The organism is Paraburkholderia sp. GAS348 (genome assembly GCF_050434205.1).
Classification (GTDB): Bacteria; Pseudomonadota; Gammaproteobacteria; order Burkholderiales; family Burkholderiaceae; genus Paraburkholderia.
The window spans coordinates 51325-68541 of sequence record NZ_JBNPVT010000010.1 but is presented as its reverse complement, the minus strand read 5'-3'; the positions used below and the strand labels follow the sequence as shown (position 1 = coordinate 68541).

Annotated in this window: 11 protein-coding genes; 8 read left to right on the top strand and 3 right to left on the bottom strand. The window is 61.8% G+C overall.

Annotation, left to right across the window (positions count from 1 at the left end; genetic code table 11):
* The first annotated feature begins 51 nt into the window (after positions 1-51).
* The 4 genes from atpG (at position 52) to P3T22_RS18350 (ending at position 5031) form a co-directional block, all read left to right on the top strand.
* Entirely contained in the window at positions 52-936 is an 885-nt protein-coding gene (gene atpG / locus P3T22_RS18365) for a F0F1 ATP synthase subunit gamma (protein WP_054038570.1), read from the top strand.
* A gap of 102 nt (positions 937-1038) precedes the next feature.
* Positions 1039-2433, top strand: coding sequence for a F0F1 ATP synthase subunit beta (atpD, locus tag P3T22_RS18360; protein ID WP_063497707.1), 1395 nt, complete (start codon positions 1039-1041; stop codon positions 2431-2433).
* Positions 2434-2636: 203 nt separating this feature from the next.
* The gene (locus P3T22_RS18355) at positions 2637-3062 is read left to right on the top strand and encodes a F0F1 ATP synthase subunit epsilon (protein WP_063497706.1); all 426 of its coding nucleotides are present in this window, start codon (positions 2637-2639) and stop codon (positions 3060-3062) included.
* A gap of 238 nt (positions 3063-3300) precedes the next feature.
* Positions 3301-5031 (top strand): AMP-binding protein, encoded by a 1731-nt coding sequence (locus tag P3T22_RS18350; protein WP_063497705.1) that lies wholly within the window; start codon positions 3301-3303, stop codon positions 5029-5031.
* Between the two features lie 875 nt (positions 5032-5906).
* Here P3T22_RS18350 and P3T22_RS18345 read toward each other — a convergent pair.
* Positions 5907-6704, bottom strand: a complete 798-nt coding sequence (locus P3T22_RS18345; RefSeq protein WP_063497704.1) for a transporter substrate-binding domain-containing protein — start codon at positions 6702-6704, stop codon at positions 5907-5909.
* A 218-nt stretch (positions 6705-6922) separates the two neighbouring features.
* On the opposite strand from P3T22_RS18345, the gene hemE reads away from it, so the two are divergent.
* The gene (gene hemE, locus P3T22_RS18340) at positions 6923-8023 is read left to right on the top strand and encodes a uroporphyrinogen decarboxylase (RefSeq protein WP_063497703.1); all 1101 of its coding nucleotides are present in this window, start codon (positions 6923-6925) and stop codon (positions 8021-8023) included.
* Between the two features lie 463 nt (positions 8024-8486).
* The gene (locus P3T22_RS18335; RefSeq protein WP_181448391.1) at positions 8487-10733 is read left to right on the top strand and encodes a primosomal protein N'; all 2247 of its coding nucleotides are present in this window, start codon (positions 8487-8489) and stop codon (positions 10731-10733) included.
* Between the two features lie 211 nt (positions 10734-10944).
* Here P3T22_RS18335 and P3T22_RS18330 read toward each other — a convergent pair whose 3' ends face one another.
* Positions 10945-11112: a hypothetical protein gene (locus P3T22_RS18330; protein ID WP_181448390.1), complete on the bottom strand. Its 168-nt coding sequence runs from the start codon at positions 11110-11112 to the stop codon at positions 10945-10947.
* 313 nt (positions 11113-11425) lie between these two features.
* On the opposite strand from P3T22_RS18330, the gene putA reads away from it, so the two are divergent.
* Positions 11426-15370 carry a trifunctional transcriptional regulator/proline dehydrogenase/L-glutamate gamma-semialdehyde dehydrogenase gene (gene putA, locus P3T22_RS18325; RefSeq protein WP_429325729.1) on the top strand — a complete coding sequence of 1315 codons (3945 nt, stop codon included), beginning with the start codon at positions 11426-11428 and terminating at the stop codon, positions 15368-15370.
* Positions 15371-15459: 89 nt separating this feature from the next.
* Entirely contained in the window at positions 15460-16608 is a 1149-nt protein-coding gene (locus P3T22_RS18320; protein ID WP_063497699.1) for a branched-chain amino acid ABC transporter substrate-binding protein, read from the top strand.
* A 96-nt stretch (positions 16609-16704) separates the two neighbouring features.
* Here P3T22_RS18320 and P3T22_RS18315 read toward each other — a convergent pair whose 3' ends face one another.
* Positions 16705-16974, bottom strand: a complete 270-nt coding sequence (locus tag P3T22_RS18315) for a PepSY domain-containing protein (RefSeq protein WP_063497698.1) — start codon at positions 16972-16974, stop codon at positions 16705-16707.
* Positions 16975-17217: the final 243 nt, after the last annotated feature.

The window sequence follows — 17217 nt, the reverse complement described above, 5'->3', positions numbered from 1 at the left end:
GGGACCCGAGTAAGCGCTGAAGCGCCAACTCGGGCCGACAAGGAGCAAGCAATGGCTGGAATGAAGGAAATTCGCGGCAAGATCAAGAGCGTGCAAAACACGCGCAAGATCACGAAAGCGATGGAGATGGTGGCCGCATCGAAGATGCGCCGCGCTCAGGAGCGCATGCGCGCTGCTCGCCCGTATGCCGACAAGGTCCGCGATATCGCTGCGCACATGAGCCGTGCGAACCCGGAGTATCGTCACCCGTTCATGGTGTCGAACGAAGGCGCGAAGGCGGCCGGCATCATCCTCGTGACGACCGATAAAGGTTTGTGCGGTGGTATGAACACCAACGTGCTGCGTGCGTCGCTGCAGAAGTTCAAGGAACTGGAAGGCCAGGGCAAGACGATCGAAGCAACTGCAATCGGCACCAAGGGTCTGGGTTTCCTGAACCGTCTGCGCGCCAAGGTGGTGTCGAATGTCGTACATCTGGGTGACACGCCGCATCTGGAAAAGCTGATCGGCGCGGTGAAGGTGCAGCTCGACCTGTACTCGGAAGGCAAGGTTTCGGCGGTGTACCTCGCGTACACGCGCTTCGTCAACACGATGAAGCAGGAGCCGGTGATCGAGCAACTGCTGCCGCTGTCGGCAGATCAGTTCGAGCGCAAGGACGAAGACGGCACGACGCCGAGCACGCAGTGGGACTACATCTACGAGCCGGATGCACAGGCCGTGGTGGACGAACTGCTGGTGCGTTATGTCGAAGCGCTGGTCTATCAGGCCGTCGCGGAAAACATGGCATCGGAGCAGTCGGCACGAATGGTCGCAATGAAGGCCGCTTCGGACAACGCGAAGACGGTCATCAACGAACTGCAGCTCGTGTACAACAAGAGCCGTCAGGCCGCGATCACGAAAGAACTGTCGGAAATCGTCGGTGGCGCAGCAGCAGTCTGATCTTGACGGTCAGGCACGCCGCTTCGTGTGCGCCTTTGTGGCGCACCCCACCGAAACTGCGCCTTTGCGCGAGTGAAGAATTGAGTATCTAAAGGAAAAGCGATGAGTACTACTGCTTTGGTAGAAGGCAAGATCGTACAGTGCATCGGCGCGGTGATCGACGTGGAATTCCCGCGTGACCACATGCCGAAGATTTACGACGCGCTCATTCTCGAAGGTTCGGAACTGACCCTCGAAGTCCAGCAGCAGCTGGGCGACGGCGTTGTCCGTACCATCTGTCTGGGTGCATCGGACGGTCTGCGCCGTGGCACGGTCGTGAAGAACACGGGCAAGCCGATCAGCGTGCCGGTTGGCAAGCCGACCCTCGGCCGGATCATGGACGTGCTGGGTCGCCCGATCGACGAAGCCGGCCCGATCAACTCGGACGTGGTTCGCGGTATTCACCAGAAGGCTCCTGCGTTCGACGAACTGTCGCCGTCGACGGAACTGCTCGAAACCGGCATCAAGGTTATCGACCTGATCTGCCCGTTCGCCAAGGGCGGTAAGGTTGGCCTGTTCGGTGGCGCCGGTGTGGGCAAGACCGTGAACATGATGGAACTGATCAACAACATCGCCAAGGAACACGGTGGTTACTCCGTGTTCGCCGGTGTTGGCGAGCGTACCCGCGAAGGGAACGACTTCTATCACGAAATGAAGGACTCGAACGTTCTCGACAAGGTCGCGCTGGTGTACGGCCAGATGAACGAGCCGCCGGGCAACCGTCTGCGCGTCGCGCTGACCGGTCTGACGATGGCTGAGCACTTCCGTGACGAAGGCCTCGACGTGCTGTTCTTCGTCGACAACATCTACCGTTTCACGCTGGCAGGCACGGAAGTGTCGGCACTGCTCGGCCGTATGCCGTCGGCAGTGGGCTATCAGCCGACGCTGGCTGAAGAAATGGGTAAGCTGCAAGAGCGTATTACGTCGACCAAGACCGGCTCGATCACGTCGGTGCAGGCCGTGTACGTCCCTGCGGATGACTTGACCGACCCGTCGCCGGCGACGACTTTCGGCCACCTGGACGCAACCGTCGTGTTGTCGCGTGACATCGCTTCGCTGGGTATCTACCCGGCAGTGGACCCGCTCGATTCGACCTCGCGTCAGATCGACCCGAACGTGATCGGCGAAGAGCACTACGCAATCACGCGCGGCGTGCAGCAAACGCTGCAGCGCTACAAGGAACTGCGCGACATTATCGCGATTCTGGGCATGGACGAACTGGCGCCGGAAGACAAGCTCGCCGTGGCGCGCGCTCGTAAGATCCAGCGTTTCCTGTCTCAGCCGTTCCACGTCGCTGAAGTGTTCACGGGCTCGCCGGGCAAGTACGTACCGCTGAAGGAAACGATCCGTGGTTTCAAGATGATCGTTGAAGGCGAGTGCGACCACCTGCCGGAACAAGCGTTCTACATGGTCGGCACGATTGACGAAGCCTTCGAAAAGGCCAAGAAGATCCAGTAAAGGTCGGGTGTAACGAAGCGGGCGCCGGCCTCGCGCGGATCGATACCTGCACGGTATCGGAACGCCAAGCCGGCGCCTCTTACTACGCTCAACCCAGCCTTGCATGGGACCCGAGTAAGCGCGAAAGCGCCAACTCTGGTCGAGCTTTGCATGGGGCCAGAGTAAGCGCTAAAGCGCTAACTCTGGTCGACACAGGAGTCGATATGGCAACTATTAAAGTAGACGTCGTCAGCGCGGAAGAGCAGATCTTCTCGGGCCAGGCGAAGTTCGTCGCGCTGCCGGGCGAAGCGGGTGAACTCGGCATTTTGCCGGGCCACACGCCGCTTATCACGCGGATTCGTCCGGGCGCGGTGCGCATCGAAGTTGAAAACGGCGAAGAAGAGTTTGTGTTCGTCGCCGGCGGCATTCTCGAAGTCCAGCCGGGCGCAGTGACGGTTCTCGCCGACACGGCCATTCGCGGCAAGGATCTCGACGAAGCCAAGGCCGAAGATGCACGCAAGCGTGCGGAAGAAGCGCTGCAAAACACGGGTTCGAACCTCGAATACGCCACCGCGCAAGCGGAACTGGCGTACGCGACGGCTCAGCTCGCTGCGATCCAGCGTTTGCGCAAGCTGCGCGGTCAGAAATAAGCCGTACGTATCAGAGAAAAAGCAGCCTTCGCGGCTGCTTTTTTTTGACCTCTACTTGACGTATACGGAAAGGTGAGCAGAATCGTAGGCTCGGATCAGGCCTTGAACAAGCGCAGCAGCCAGGGCTGCTGCAGAGGGCGGGTAACACTTGATGCCGGACGGACATACGCCGGTGGCACAATCGGTTTCAAATCCATTTCAATCGGCTGGGCGAGCTTCCGCTCACGGAGACAACACCATGGCAACCCACCTGTCAGGCGAAGGCGCACTCATCGAACCCAAGGACAACCTGTCGTATGTTCGCGGGTCCACCGAGATCCCGTTGAGCGAAGCACCGGTAGGCCAGTTTCTGCGCGACACCGCGGCGCGTTTCCCTGAGCGCCCGGCCGTGGTGTTTCGTGAGCAAGGAATCAGCTGGACATGGAAGGAGTTCGCCGAAGAAATCGACGTGCTGGCGGCCGGTCTTCTCGCACTCGGCATCGTGAAGGGCGACCGCGTCGGCATCTGGTCGCCGAACCGGGTGGAATGGCTGCTTACGCAGTTCGCGACGGCACGCATCGGCGCCGTGCTCGTCAACATCAACCCGGCTTACCGGCTCGCGGAACTCGAGTACGCCTTGAACAAGGTGGGCTGCAAGGCGATCATCGCGGCCGAGCGTTTCAAGACGTCGATGTATCTCGAGATGCTGCAGGAGCTCGCGCCGGAGCTGGCGACGCAAAATCCGGGCGAACTGCGCGCCGCTCGCCTGCCCGATCTGCGCTACGTGATCCGCATGTGCGACACGGAAACGCCCGGCATGCTGACCTTCTCCGACGTGATCGAGCAGGGCCGCGCAACACTCGACGTCGCAAAACTCGACACCATCGGCGCGACGCTGTCCTGCCACGATCCAATCAACATTCAGTTCACCAGCGGCACGACAGGCAATCCGAAGGGTGCGACGTTGACGCATAGGAATGTCGTCAACAATGCGCGCTATATCGCGATGGCGATGCGTCTAACGGAGCAGGACGGCTTGTGCATTCCCGTCCCGCTTTATCACTGCTTCGGCATGGTGCTGGCGGTGCTTGCGTGCGTATCGGTCGGCGCGAATATGGTGTTCCCGGGCGAGGGCTTCGACCCGGCTGCAACGCTCGCGGCCGTCGCCGAAGAGCAGTGCACCGCGCTGCACGGTGTGCCGACCATGTTCATCGCCGAACTCGATCATCCGGATTTCGCCACCTACGATTTCTCGCGTTTGCGCACGGGCATCATGGCCGGCTCGCCGTGCCCGATCGAGACGATGAAGAAGGTTGTCGCGAAGATGCATCTGAGCGAGATCACCATCGCTTATGGCATGACGGAAACGAGCCCGGTGTCCTTCCAGAGTTCGACCACCGACCCGCTCGACAAGCGCACCACGACGGTCGGCCGTATCCAGCCGCATCTGGAAGTGAAGATCGTCGATCCGCTCGGCAACATCGTGCCGGTGGGGGAAACGGGCGAACTGTGCACCAAGGGCTATTCGGTGATGCAAGGCTACTGGGGGGACGAAGCGAAGACGCGGGAAAGCATCGTCGAAGGCTGGATGCATACCGGCGATCTGGCGACGCTCGACGCCGACGGCTACTGCAACATCGTCGGCCGCCTGAAGGACATGCTGATTCGCGGCGGCGAAAACATCTACCCGCGTGAGATCGAAGAATTTCTGTTCCGCCATCCGAAAATCCAGACCGTGCAGGTGTTTGGCGTGCCCGACGCGAAATACGGTGAGGAAGTGTGTGCGTGGATCGTATTGCGTTCAGGAGAGCAGGCCACAGCCGAGGAAATCCAGCAGTTCTGCCAAGGCCAAATCGCCCACTACAAGGTGCCGAAGTACATCCGCTTCGTCGACGAATTACCCATGACGGTGACCGGCAAGGTGCAAAAATTCGTCATGCGCGAACGGATGATCAGTGAATTGAAGGTGCAGGAAGACAAAACGGCCTGATGGTCATGCTGGTTCGGCGCCGCACGAAGACTCGTGTGGCGCCGGCCGACATTTTGAGGGAAACCGTTTGCTGTGACAGGGCGCCGTGAGCGGGGGAACGCGCGGTTTGAAAACCGCAAATCGGCCCGCTGAAAAGCTCGCAAACGTTTGACCAGACGAAAAAAAAGCGGGCCTGGAGCCCGCTAAAAACCACACGCTACGGGGTTAGCGCGAGGAGACCAATGATGGAACCAACTGAGACGACGACCCTGCGTCGACTACGGCCCCAGCAGGGATGCCCCTTCACAGGGCTTCGGCATACGCCGACCGGCAAGTGCATCGTATCCGCTCACACCACGCACCCCGCCACATCCGTGTTGAAACCGTTGAGGGCATTGTGGGCGAATTAACCTACCAGCACGGTAACAAAGTGTTTCAGGTTGTAACGCCCGCCAGATAAGGCGTTGAGGGATTTATTTCCAATCCGAAACGTTTTAAACGTATTTTTTACCTATGACTGTTGGGCTATTTCATACGATTGATTGATGCTATTCGCGATGCATATCGCGGCGTAATCCATTCAGTCGATTCCGCATGAACTAGTTGCATGCTCATCCTTTTCTGGACGAATCGGCTGTAATACTGCCGCTTTTCCAGCCTTGCGAAGCCCGTCCGTTCGCGGACAAATGCGCGCGCTGCACTGCAACACCCCACGCGTGCGCTAAAGACGCCCAAGTGGCCGGTTCGTTGACCCCTCTGTTCAACCGGATCGTTCAGATTTTTGCTTAACACCTTGGCGTCTGGTTACATGATTGTGTCAACCATGCGGACCTATTAATCAATCAAGCCGCATGGTTTTTCCGATTGGGCAGGATGCGGGCGGCACCCCGCAACCTTTACTTCAGCCATTTATCCGAGATCGCCTGGTACTCGCCGGTTGCTCGCGCAAGGTGCAACCACTGATCTACGTACTGCTGGAATGTCACATCGCCGCGCGGCAGCAACCAGGCCTTCTCGCCATACTGAAACGGTTTGTCCGGATGCACCGAGCAGAGACCCGGATTCAGCTTTTGCTGCAACAAGGTCTCCGACGCATCCGTCACCATCACGTCGGCCTTGCCGGCGAGGATCTGTTTGAAGATCGTGACGTTGTCGGGATAGACGGTCAGGTTCGCGTGCGGGAAATACTGCTTGGCGAAACGCTCGTTGGTGCCGCCCGGATTGACGATCACGCGGGTCTCCGGCTGATCGATATGCGCTACCGTTTGATATTTGCTGACGTCGTCACACCGGACGATCGGCGTTTTGCCGTCGATCATGTACGCCTGCGTGAAAAATGCGCGCTTCTGCCGCTCGAGCGTCGGCGAAACACCGCCCACGCCGATATCGCATTTTGCGACGAAGTCGTTCATCAGGTTCGGCCATGACGTTTTGACGAATTCCGCCTTTACGCCGAGCGATTTGGCGAGCGACTCGGTCATGTCGATATCGATGCCTTCGAACTGGCCGTCTGCCTTGTAAAACGAATACGGCTTGTAGTCGCCGGTCGTACAGGCACGCAGCGTGCCGCGCGTGAGGATTTCGTCGAGCCGTGAGGGCGCCGCGGCGGTGGCGCTGGTCTGCGCCTGGGCCACGCCTGCGTGCATCAAAACACTGGCCAAAATGCCGAGCAGTGCGAGTGCTGCCTTGTTCATCGAGTCTCCTTGGTTGTGCGTAATTGTTTGGTAAGGCCGTCGGATGATAGCCCGGTAATTCGCGCTTGAACATTGGCCGTTCAGCTGGGCCATGGCGCCGCACGGGGCAGCAAAAAAGCTGGCCGCAAGCAAGGTGCGCCACAGTTATTGCCCGCATCAAGCGCGATGCGGCCAGCCGGGTCCGGTAAAATGCTTCTTTGCCTTCAGTCGTATGCAACGTGGCCCATAAACTCCTGAACGACACTTTCCTGCGCGCGCTGCTGCGCCAGCCGACCGAGTACACGCCGATCTGGCTGATGCGGCAGGCTGGCCGCTACCTGCCGGAATACAACGCCACGCGGGGTCGCGCGGGCAGTTTTCTCGGCCTGGCGAAGAACCCGGCGTACGCAACGGAGGTCACGCTGCAGCCGCTCGAGCGCTATCCGCTCGACGCCGCGATCCTGTTCTCCGACATCCTGACGGTGCCGGACGCCATGGGTCTGGGTCTCGAGTTCGTCACCGGCGAGGGCCCAAAATTCGCCCGGCCGGTGCGCACGGAAGATGATGTGGCGCGCCTCGCGGTGCCGGATATCGACGCCACGCTGCGCTACGTGACCGACGCGGTGCGCGAAATCCGCACCGCGCTGACCGACGCGCAAGGCCGTCAACGCGTGCCGCTGATCGGTTTTTCGGGTAGCCCGTGGACGTTGGCGTGTTACATGGTCGAAGGCGGCGGGTCGGCGGACTTCCGCACGGTCAAATCAATGTTGTACGCGCGCCCGGACCTGATGCACCGAATTCTGGACGTCAACGCGAAGTCGGTTGCGGCGTACCTGAATGCGCAGATCGAAGCCGGCGCGCAAGCCGTGATGATTTTCGACACGTGGGGTGGGGCGCTCGCTGACGGCGTCTACCAGCGCTTCTCGTTGCAGTACATCCAGCAGGTCGTGAGCCAGTTGAAGCGCGATCACGACGGTGAAAAAGTGCCGGTGATCACCTTCACGAAGGGCGGTGGCTTGTGGCTCGACGAGATCGCCGATAGCGGCGTGGATGCGGTCGGTCTCGACTGGACCGTGAACCTGAGCAAGGCGCGCGAGCGCGTGGGTAGCAAGGTGGCGCTGCAAGGCAATATCGACCCTTCGGTGCTGTTTGCACCGCCGGCTTCGATCCGCATGGAGGCGCGCGCCGTGCTCGACAGCTTCGGGAATCATCCCGGCCACGTTTTCAATCTCGGCCACGGCATTTCGCAGTTCACGCCGCCGGAGCACGTTGCCGAACTCGTGGACGAAGTCCATCGTCATAGCCGCGCAATTCGCAGCGGCGCGCATGCACCAACCTGACCCGTAATCGCTGCCACTTTTGCTGCGGCGAAGCGAATTGGGCTCTCGGTCTAAGGGAATAATTGTAGTCAGCGGGCCGTCAGGTGGCGGTCCTGTGAAAGTCAAGACTTGACTTATGCACATTGAGCGCATTGCGGCGCGGTAGAGGCTTTTGTCGTACCCCGGCCCTTGCACATTGCTGGCGCATTTGATCTAAGCCTTGTCTGGCAAGGGTTTCAAGGGTTCACGACAAAATGTGCGGAATCCCACAGAAGGCCGCTGCGGCGCGGTTCTTGGCTCTTCTGAACGAAGTTCTCAACAAAGTTATCCACAGGCAAGCGGGCCGATTGCAATTGTTCAGCCGAATCCAAAACTTAGCGCGGAAATTGAAGTTTTACTTTAACTTCGATGGGTTCGCGGTTTGCTCAATGTGTACCGTGATGCGGCCTCGTGCCGCATCCATCTACCTGATCCACACCGCCGCGTGAGTGACGTGTTCGTCCGCGTCGCGCTGGATCACCCGCTGCCGACTTTGTTCGACTACCGCTGTGATACGCCCGAGCGCGTCGCGCCGGGCATGCTGGTGAGCGTGCCGTTCGGCAAGCGTCACGTGGTGGGTCTCGTATGCGAAGTGACCACTCACAGTGACGTGCCCGCTGAGCGCCTGCGGGCGGTCAACAATGTCTGTACCGCCTGTCCGCCGGTGTCGGGCGAATGGCTGGCTTTGGCAACCTTCGCTGCCGATTACTATCAGCGCGGCCTCGGGGAAGTGGCCCTACCCGCTTTGCCGCAAGCCCTGCGTGACGCCTCGCGCTGGTCGCGCCTGTTCGCACCGGAGGAGCGTTACAGCCTGACGGCCGAGGGCCGCGCCGCGTTGCCGCAAACATTGCCTGTGCGTGCCAGCGCATTGCGCAAGCTTGCCTCGGCCCTCGCCGAGGCCGAATTTCTGATTGCCGCCGACGCGCGCGCACTCCACCCCAAAGCCATTGCAACCCTCGACGCATGGCAGGCCGAAGGCTGGGTTGCGCTGGAGGTGATCGAAGCCGCTGAGGTGCTCGCCCCCGCCGCATCGCCGGATCTACCCGCACCGGCTCTACCCACCCTTACTGGCGAACAGGCGAGCGCAGTCGAAGCGATCCGCGACGCGAACGGTTTCGCGCCGTTCCTGCTGCACGGCGTGACCGGCAGCGGCAAGACCGAGGTGTATCTGCGTGCGCTCGCCGAGATTCTGGCGGCGAGGCCCGACGCGCAGGCACTCGTCCTCGTTCCTGAAATCAATCTGACGCCGCAGTTCGAGTCGGCCTTCCGTGCGCGCTTTGCCGTGCTCGAAGGCACGTCGATCGTCACGCTGCACAGCGGTCTCGCGGAAGGCGAACGGGCCCGCAACTGGTTCGCGGCGCACACCGGGCGCGCCCGCATTGTGCTCGGCACGCGGCTGGCGGTGCTTGCATCGCTGCCAAAACTCGCGATCATCGTCGTCGACGAGGAACACGATCCGGCCTACAAGCAGCAGGAAGGGCTGCGCTATTCGGCGCGCGATCTGGCGATCTATCGCGCCAAGCAACTCGGTTTGCCGGTTGTGCTCGGCTCAGCCACGCCGTCGCTGGAAAGCTGGTGGCAGGCGGATCAAGGGCGCTATAAGCGCCTTACCCTGTCGCGCCGTGCAGTCGCCGAGGCGGTTCTGCCGACCGTCAAGCTGATCGATCTGGAAGAAGAGCGGCGGCGTGGGCGGGCCTCGGTGGAGGGTTTGTCCGGGCCGTTGATCGCGGCGTTGAAAGCGCGGCTCGAGCGCGGCGAGCAGAGCCTCGTGTTCCTGAACCGGCGCGGCTACGCGCCGCAGCTCGCCTGCGATGCCTGCGGCTGGGTCGCGGGTTGTCCGCGTTGCAGCGCCTACGTCGTGTTGCATAAACCCGAACGTGCGCTGCGCTGCCACCACTGCGGCTGGGAATCGCGCATTCCGCGCTCGTGCCCGGACTGCGGCAATATCGACATCGCGCCGATGGGACGCGGCACGCAACGCGTCGAAGAAACGCTGGCGAGCGCGGTGCCCGGCGCCCGCGTGCTGCGTATCGACGCCGACAGCACGCGCCGCAAAGGCAGCGCGCAGGCGCTGTTCTCGGATGTCCATGCAGGCGAGGTCGACATCCTCGTCGGCACGCAGATGATTGCGAAGGGCCACGACTTCCAGCGGGTGTCGCTGGTCGGTGTGCTGAACGCCGACACCGCCTTGTTTTCACACGACTTCCGCGCGAGCGAACGCCTCTTCGCGCAATTGATGCAAGTGAGTGGCCGCGCCGGCCGCGCCGGTTTGCCGGGCGAAGTGCTGGTACAGACGCGCTACCCGCGCCATGCGCTGTATCACGCGCTGGGGCGGCATGACTACGTCGGCTTTGCCAGTTCGACGCTGGCCGAGCGGCGCGATGCCCATCTGCCGCCGTTCGTCTATCAGGCTTTGCTGCGCGCTGAAGGCCGCACGCTCGAAGCCGCGCTCGCCTTCCTGCAGCAGGCCGCTGCCGCGCTCACGGAGATCCCGGCCGCTGAGCGCGTGACGGTCTATGACGCCGTGCCGCTCACCATCGTCAAGGTGATGCACGTGCATCGCGCGCAATTGCTGATCGAGAGCGCGTCGCGGGCCGCGTTGCAGGCTACTTTGCGCGCGTGGCAACCGATGCTGCGCGGCCTGAAAGGCGTGTTGCGCTGGAATCTCGAAGTCGACCCGCTCGACATCTGACGCCTATCGTCGCGCGGATAGCCGGCTATGCCGTCTGCACAACCAGCTCGTTTCGCCCGACGACACCTGCACTCAGTTCGAGCCGATCCCGCAACACTGACGCGCGCGTTTGCCGCGCCGCTGGTCGAACCGGGCGGCGCTGCTTCACTGCTCGCTGTGTCAGTCGAGACCGGCGTCGCGATGCCTATCGCGAGTCGCCGGGTTCAGCCATTCAATCGTTCAACGCGGCTCGCGCGTCGCCGGCCGATGCGCACGATGCCGGCCGCGCGCGTTTATCTGCTGCACGTTTGCTCGAACCACCCGTCGCGCCACGAATGAACAGCACGGCGCACGTTGCACACATGGCCCAGATGCCCAATACCACCAACCACTTTTCCATTTCGCCAGTCCTCTAAAACCCCGTACCGTTTTTATGTGCGTGCCTTGCGGCCGCGACCATCCATGTTCTATATAACGGCGCGTCGAGCAATCTGATAAGGGTAAAAGCGAAAAGAATCACGCCAGGGAAAGTACTGAGCGCAACCGCCATCGCCTCGTGCGGCGCCATCCGGCGCGAACCCCCGTCGTATCGGGCTTTCACGAGGGTGCAACCATGCGGGGCGCATGGTTGCACCTTTTTATTGGGAGGCGTACGATTCGCTCAACTTTTAGTCTTTCGCCAGCGAATTAGTCTGGTATCCGAAGAAGGAAACATGGCTAGCACCACCCTTGGCGTCAAGGTCGACGACCTCCTGCGTTCCCGGCTGAAAGATGCCGCCACTCGCCTCGAACGCACTCCGCACTGGCTGATCAAGCAGGCGATCTTCGCCTACCTCGAAAAGATCGAGCACGGCCAATTACCTCCTGAATTGTCGGGCCACACCGGCTCGGCCGATCTGGCTGACGGCGCCGCGGTGGAACAGGAGGAAGACGGTGCGTCGCATCCATTCCTCGAATTTGCGCAGAACGTGCAACCGCAATCGGTGCTGCGCGCGGCGATCACCGCTGCGTATCGCCGTCCCGAGCCGGAATGCGTGCCGTTCCTGCTCGGCCAGGCGCGTCTGCCGGCCAATCTCGCGGGCGACGTGCAAGCGATGGCCGGCAAGCTGGTCGAAACGCTGCGCACGAAGAGCAAGGGTGGTGGCGTCGAAGGGCTGATCCACGAATTCTCGCTGTCGAGCCAGGAAGGCGTGGCGCTGATGTGCCTCGCCGAAGCGCTGCTGCGCATTCCCGACCGTGCCACGCGTGACGCGCTGATCCGCGACAAGATCAGCAAGGGCGACTGGAAATCGCACGTTGGCCAGGCGCCGTCGCTGTTCGTCAACGCCGCGACGTGGGGCTTGATGATCACCGGCAAGCTGGTGACGACCAATAGCGAAACGGGTCTCTCCTCGGCGCTCACGCGCCTGATCGGCAAGGGCGGCGAGCCGCTGATCAGGAAGGGCGTGGACATGGCGATGCGCCTGATGGGCGAGCAGTTCGTCACCGGCGAGAACATCTCCGAAGCGCTGGCCAACAGCCGCAAGTACGAAGCACGCGGTTTCCGCTACTCGTACGACATGCTCGGCGAAGCGGCCACCACCGAAGCCGACGCGCAGCGCTACTACGCGTCGTACGAGCAGGCGATCCACGCGATCGGCAAGGCGGCCGGCGGCCGTGGCATTTACGAGGGCCCGGGCATTTCGATCAAGCTGTCGGCGCTGCACGCACGCTATTCGCGTTCGCAGCAGGAACGCACGATGAGCGAACTGCTGCCGCGCGTGCGCTCGCTGGCGGTCCTCGCGCGCCGCTACGACATTGGCCTGAATATCGACGCTGAAGAAGCCGACCGCCTCGAAATCTCGCTCGATCTGCTCGAAGCGCTATGCTTCGATCCGGAACTGGCCGGCTGGAATGGCATCGGTTTCGTGGTGCAGGCGTATCAGAAGCGCTGCCCGTTCGTGATCGATTACATCGTCGATCTGGCGCGCCGCAGCCGTCACCGCATCATGGTTCGCCTCGTGAAGGGCGCGTACTGGGATACCGAAATCAAGCGCGCGCAAGTGGACGGCCTCGAAGGCTATCCGGTCTACACGCGCAAGATCTACACGGACGTGTCGTACCTCGCCTGCGCCAAGAAGCTGCTCGGCGCGCCGGACGCGGTCTATCCGCAGTTCGCCACGCACAACGCGCATACGTTGTCGGCGATCTATCACCTCGCGGGCAATAACTACTACCCCGGCCAGTACGAGTTCCAGTGCCTGCACGGCATGGGCGAGCCGCTGTATGAGGAAGTCACCGGCCGCGACAAGCTGAACCGTCCGTGCCGCGTGTATGCGCCGGTCGGCACACATGAAACGCTGCTCGCGTATCTCGTGCGCCGTCTGCTGGAAAACGGCGCGAACACGTCGTTCGTGAACCGCATCGCCGACGAAAACGTCGCGATCAAGGACCTGATCGCCGATCCGGTCGACGAAGCCTCGAAGATCGTGCCGCTCGGTGCGCCGCACGCGAAAATTCCGCTGCCGCGCAATCTGTTCGGCGCCGAGCGGCTCAATTCGATGGGCCTCGATCTGTCGAACGAACATCGTCTGGCTTCGCTGTCGTCGGCATTGCTGGCGAGTGCGCATCACCCGTGGCGCGCCGCGCCGATGCTCGAAGACAACGAGATCGCCGTGGGTGCCGCACGTGACGTGCGCAACCCGGCCGATCATCGCGACCTCGTCGGTACGGTCGTCGAAGCGACGTCGGAACATGTGAGCGCCGCGTTGGCACACGCCGTCGCCGCCGCGCCGATCTGGCAAGCGACGCCGGTCGATGCCCGCGCCGATTGCCTCGCGCGTGCCGCCGATCTGCTTGAAGCGCAGATGCACACGCTGATGGGTCTCGTGGTGCGTGAAGCCGGCAAGTCGCTGGCGAACGCGGTCGCGGAAATCCGCGAAGCGATCGATTTCCTGCGCTACTACTCGACGCAGATCCGCAACGAATTCTCCAACGATACGCACCGCCCGCTGGGTCCGGTGGTCTGTATCAGCCCGTGGAACTTCCCGCTGGCGATTTTCATGGGCCAGGTGGCTGCGGCGTTGGCGGCGGGTAATACCGTGCTCGCGAAGCCGGCTGAACAAACGCCGCTGATCGCCGCACAAGCCGTGCGTATCCTGCGCGAAGCCGGCGTGCCGGCGGGCGCGGTGCAATTGTTGCCGGGCGACGGCGAAACGGTCGGCGCCGCTCTGGTGGCCGATCCGCGCACCCGTGCGGTGATGTTCACCGGTTCGACCGAAGTCGCGCGTCTGATCAACAAGACGCTCTCGAATCGCCTCGACCCGGAAGGCAAGCCGATTCCACTGATCGCCGAAACCGGCGGTCAGAACGCGATGATCGTCGATTCGTCGGCGCTTGCTGAACAGGTGGTCGCGGACGTGCTGCAGTCGTCGTTCGATTCCGCCGGTCAACGGTGTTCGGCGTTGCGCGTTCTTTGTCTACAAGAAGATGTGGCGGACCGCACGCTGGAAATGCTGACGGGCGCGATGCGTGAACTGTCAGTGGGCAATCCGGACCGCCTGTCGATCGATGTCGGCCCAGTGATCGACCTCGATGCGAAGCGCGGCATCGACGCGCACGTCGCGGCGATGCGCGAGAAAGGCCGCAAGGTCGAGCAACTGCCGATGCCGGAAGGCGGCGCACAAGGCACGTTTGTTCCGCCGACGCTGATCGAACTCGACAGCATCGACGAATTGAAGCGTGAAGTGTTCGGCCCGGTGCTGCATGTGGTGCGCTACCGCCGCAACCAGTTGGACAAGCTGCTCGAACAGATCCGTACGACCGGTTACGGCCTGACGCTCGGCATCCATACGCGGATCGACGAAACCATCGCCCACGTGATCAGCCGCGCGCATGTCGGCAACATTTATGTGAACCGCAACGTGATCGGCGCGGTGGTGGGGGTCCAGCCGTTCGGCGGCGAAGGTCTGTCGGGCACGGGTCCGAAAGCAGGCGGCGCGCTATATCTGCAACGTCTGCTGGCGACGCGTCCGGCGGGATTGCCGAAGTCGCTGGCCGATGCGTTGATCGTGGATGCGCCGCAAGCGGGCGCAAACGGGGATAATCGCGGCGGTGACAATCCGTCTGCTGCGTTGACCGCTTACCGCGACTGGCTGATCGGCGAACGGCAACCGGTGTTGGCTGCACGCGTCGACGGTTACCTTTCGCATGTGCTGGCGGGCGCAACTGCGGTATTGTCTGGGCCGACCGGCGAGCGCAATACTTACACGCTGGGCGCGCGCGGCACGGTGCTGTGTATCGCCTCGACGGCGAGCGGTGCGCGCGTGCAGTTCGCCGCCGCGCTGGCTACGGGAAATCGCGCGTTGTTCGAGGGCGCGGCGGGTGAACAATTGGTGTCGCAGCTGCCTGCCGCGTTGAAGTCTTACGCAAGCGTGAAGAAGAGCGCCGATACGCCGTTCGACGCGGTGCTGTTCGAAGGCGATAGCGACGAACTGCTGGCGCTGGTGAAGGAAGTGGCGAAACGTGCGGGGCCGATCGTCTCGGTACAGGGCGTCGCGGCTCGCGCGCTGGAAAGCGGCGATGACGACTACGCGCTCGAGCGTCTGTTGACGGAACGCTCGGTCAGCGTGAATACGGCAGCAGCTGGCGGTAATGCGAATTTGATGACGATCGGTTGAGCGAACCTCATCGATTACTTCAATAAAACGGAAGCGGTACGGCGACCCCGAAAAACCGCTCCATCCACACCTGGTACCAAGGAGAAGCTATGCAACACAAGATGAAACAGCTGGCAGGCGCAGCGCTGGTTGCGGCAATGTCGCTGGCGGGGACGGCCAACGCTCAATCGACCGAAGACGTGAAGATCGGCTTTGCCGGTCCGATGACGGGCGCTCAGGCGCACTATGGTAAGGACTTCCAGAACGGCATCACGCTGGCGGTGGAAGATATGAACGCCACCAAGCCGGTGATCGGCGGCAAGCCGGTTCGCTTCGTGCTGGATTCGGCCGACGACCAGGCTGACCCGCGCACCGGCACGACCGTTGCACAAAAGCTGGTGGATGACGGCATCAAGGGCATGCTCGGCCACTTCAACTCGGGCACCACGATTCCGGCTTCGCGCATCTACGCGAATGCGGGCATCCCCGAAATCGCCATGGCGACGGCGCCTGAGTACACGCAACAAGGTTTCAAGACCACGTTCCGCATGATGACGTCCGACACGCAGCAAGGTTCGGTCGCCGGCACGTTCGCGGTGAAGAGCCTGGGCGTGAAGAAGATCGCGATCGTCGACGACCGCACGGCTTACGGCCAAGGTCTGGCCGATCAGTTCGAAAAGGCAGCGAAGGCATCGGGCGCAACCATCGTCGATCGTGAATACACGAACGACAAGGCTGTCGACTTCAAGTCGATCCTGACCAAGCTGAAGTCGGTCCAACCGGACCTGATTTATTACGGCGGCGCGGATTCGCAAGCGGCACCGATGGTCAAGCAGATGAAGGCACTGGGCATCAAGGCGCCGCTGATGGGCGGCGAAATGGTCCACACGCCGACCTTCATCCAGATCGCGGGTGACGCGGCGAACGGCACGGTGGCATCGCTCGCCGGCCTGCCGCTGGACGAAATGCCGGGTGGCAAGGACTACGTCGCGAAGTACAAGAAGCGCTTCAACGAAGACGTGCAAACGTATTCGCCGTACGCTTACGACGGTGCAATGGCGATGTTCGACGCCATGAAGAAGGCTAACTCGACCGATCCGGCCAAGTACCTGCCGCTGCTCGCGAAGACCTCGATGCCGGCCGTGACGTCGGCTAACCTCGCGTATGACGCGAAGGGCGACCTGAAGAACGGCGGCATCACGCTGTACAAGGTTGTCGACGGCAAGTGGACGACGCTGCAAAGCGTGGGCGGGAAGTAAGCAATCCACCGCCAATCGTGCAGCAATGAAAAAGCCCCGCGGTGAATGAACTGGCCGCGGGGCTTTTTTTGCGCCCTTGTTCAGAGCGCTTCGCCGTCATTCCATCTTCTGCCGGATGACAGCAAGCGTCTTGGTGTCGTAGTGCAGTTCGACTTTTCTGCCGTCCTGGTTGTATGCCTCGACCTCGTAGCAATTGTCATCGATCTGGAGCTTCGCGATCTTGTAGCCATGCGCCTCGATCTGTGCGCGAGCGTCGGCTTCGTTGAGCCATTCCGCCGTGGGATGCACGGGACAGGTCACACTGCTGCTGGCTAGCGCAGCACCGGAACAACCAAGCGTAACAATCAGTGCAGTTGTCTTGAGCATTTTCGCCTACCTCTGATGATTGATTGACCACTTTAGCTTTCGCAAGCGGTCGTCACGCGCGGTTAGCAAGGTTTCGTGATTTCGATCAACCAGGAGCATTCGCCCCACTACGTCGTTGCAGTCGCTCTTCGCTACGCTGATGCGCTCGCGAGTTCGTCTCCCGGAGCTTCCTCCCCTGCTCCCGAATCTGTTCTAACGTCGCGCCCGGCGTACTCGCCTCCTGCGTCATCCGAATCTCGATCA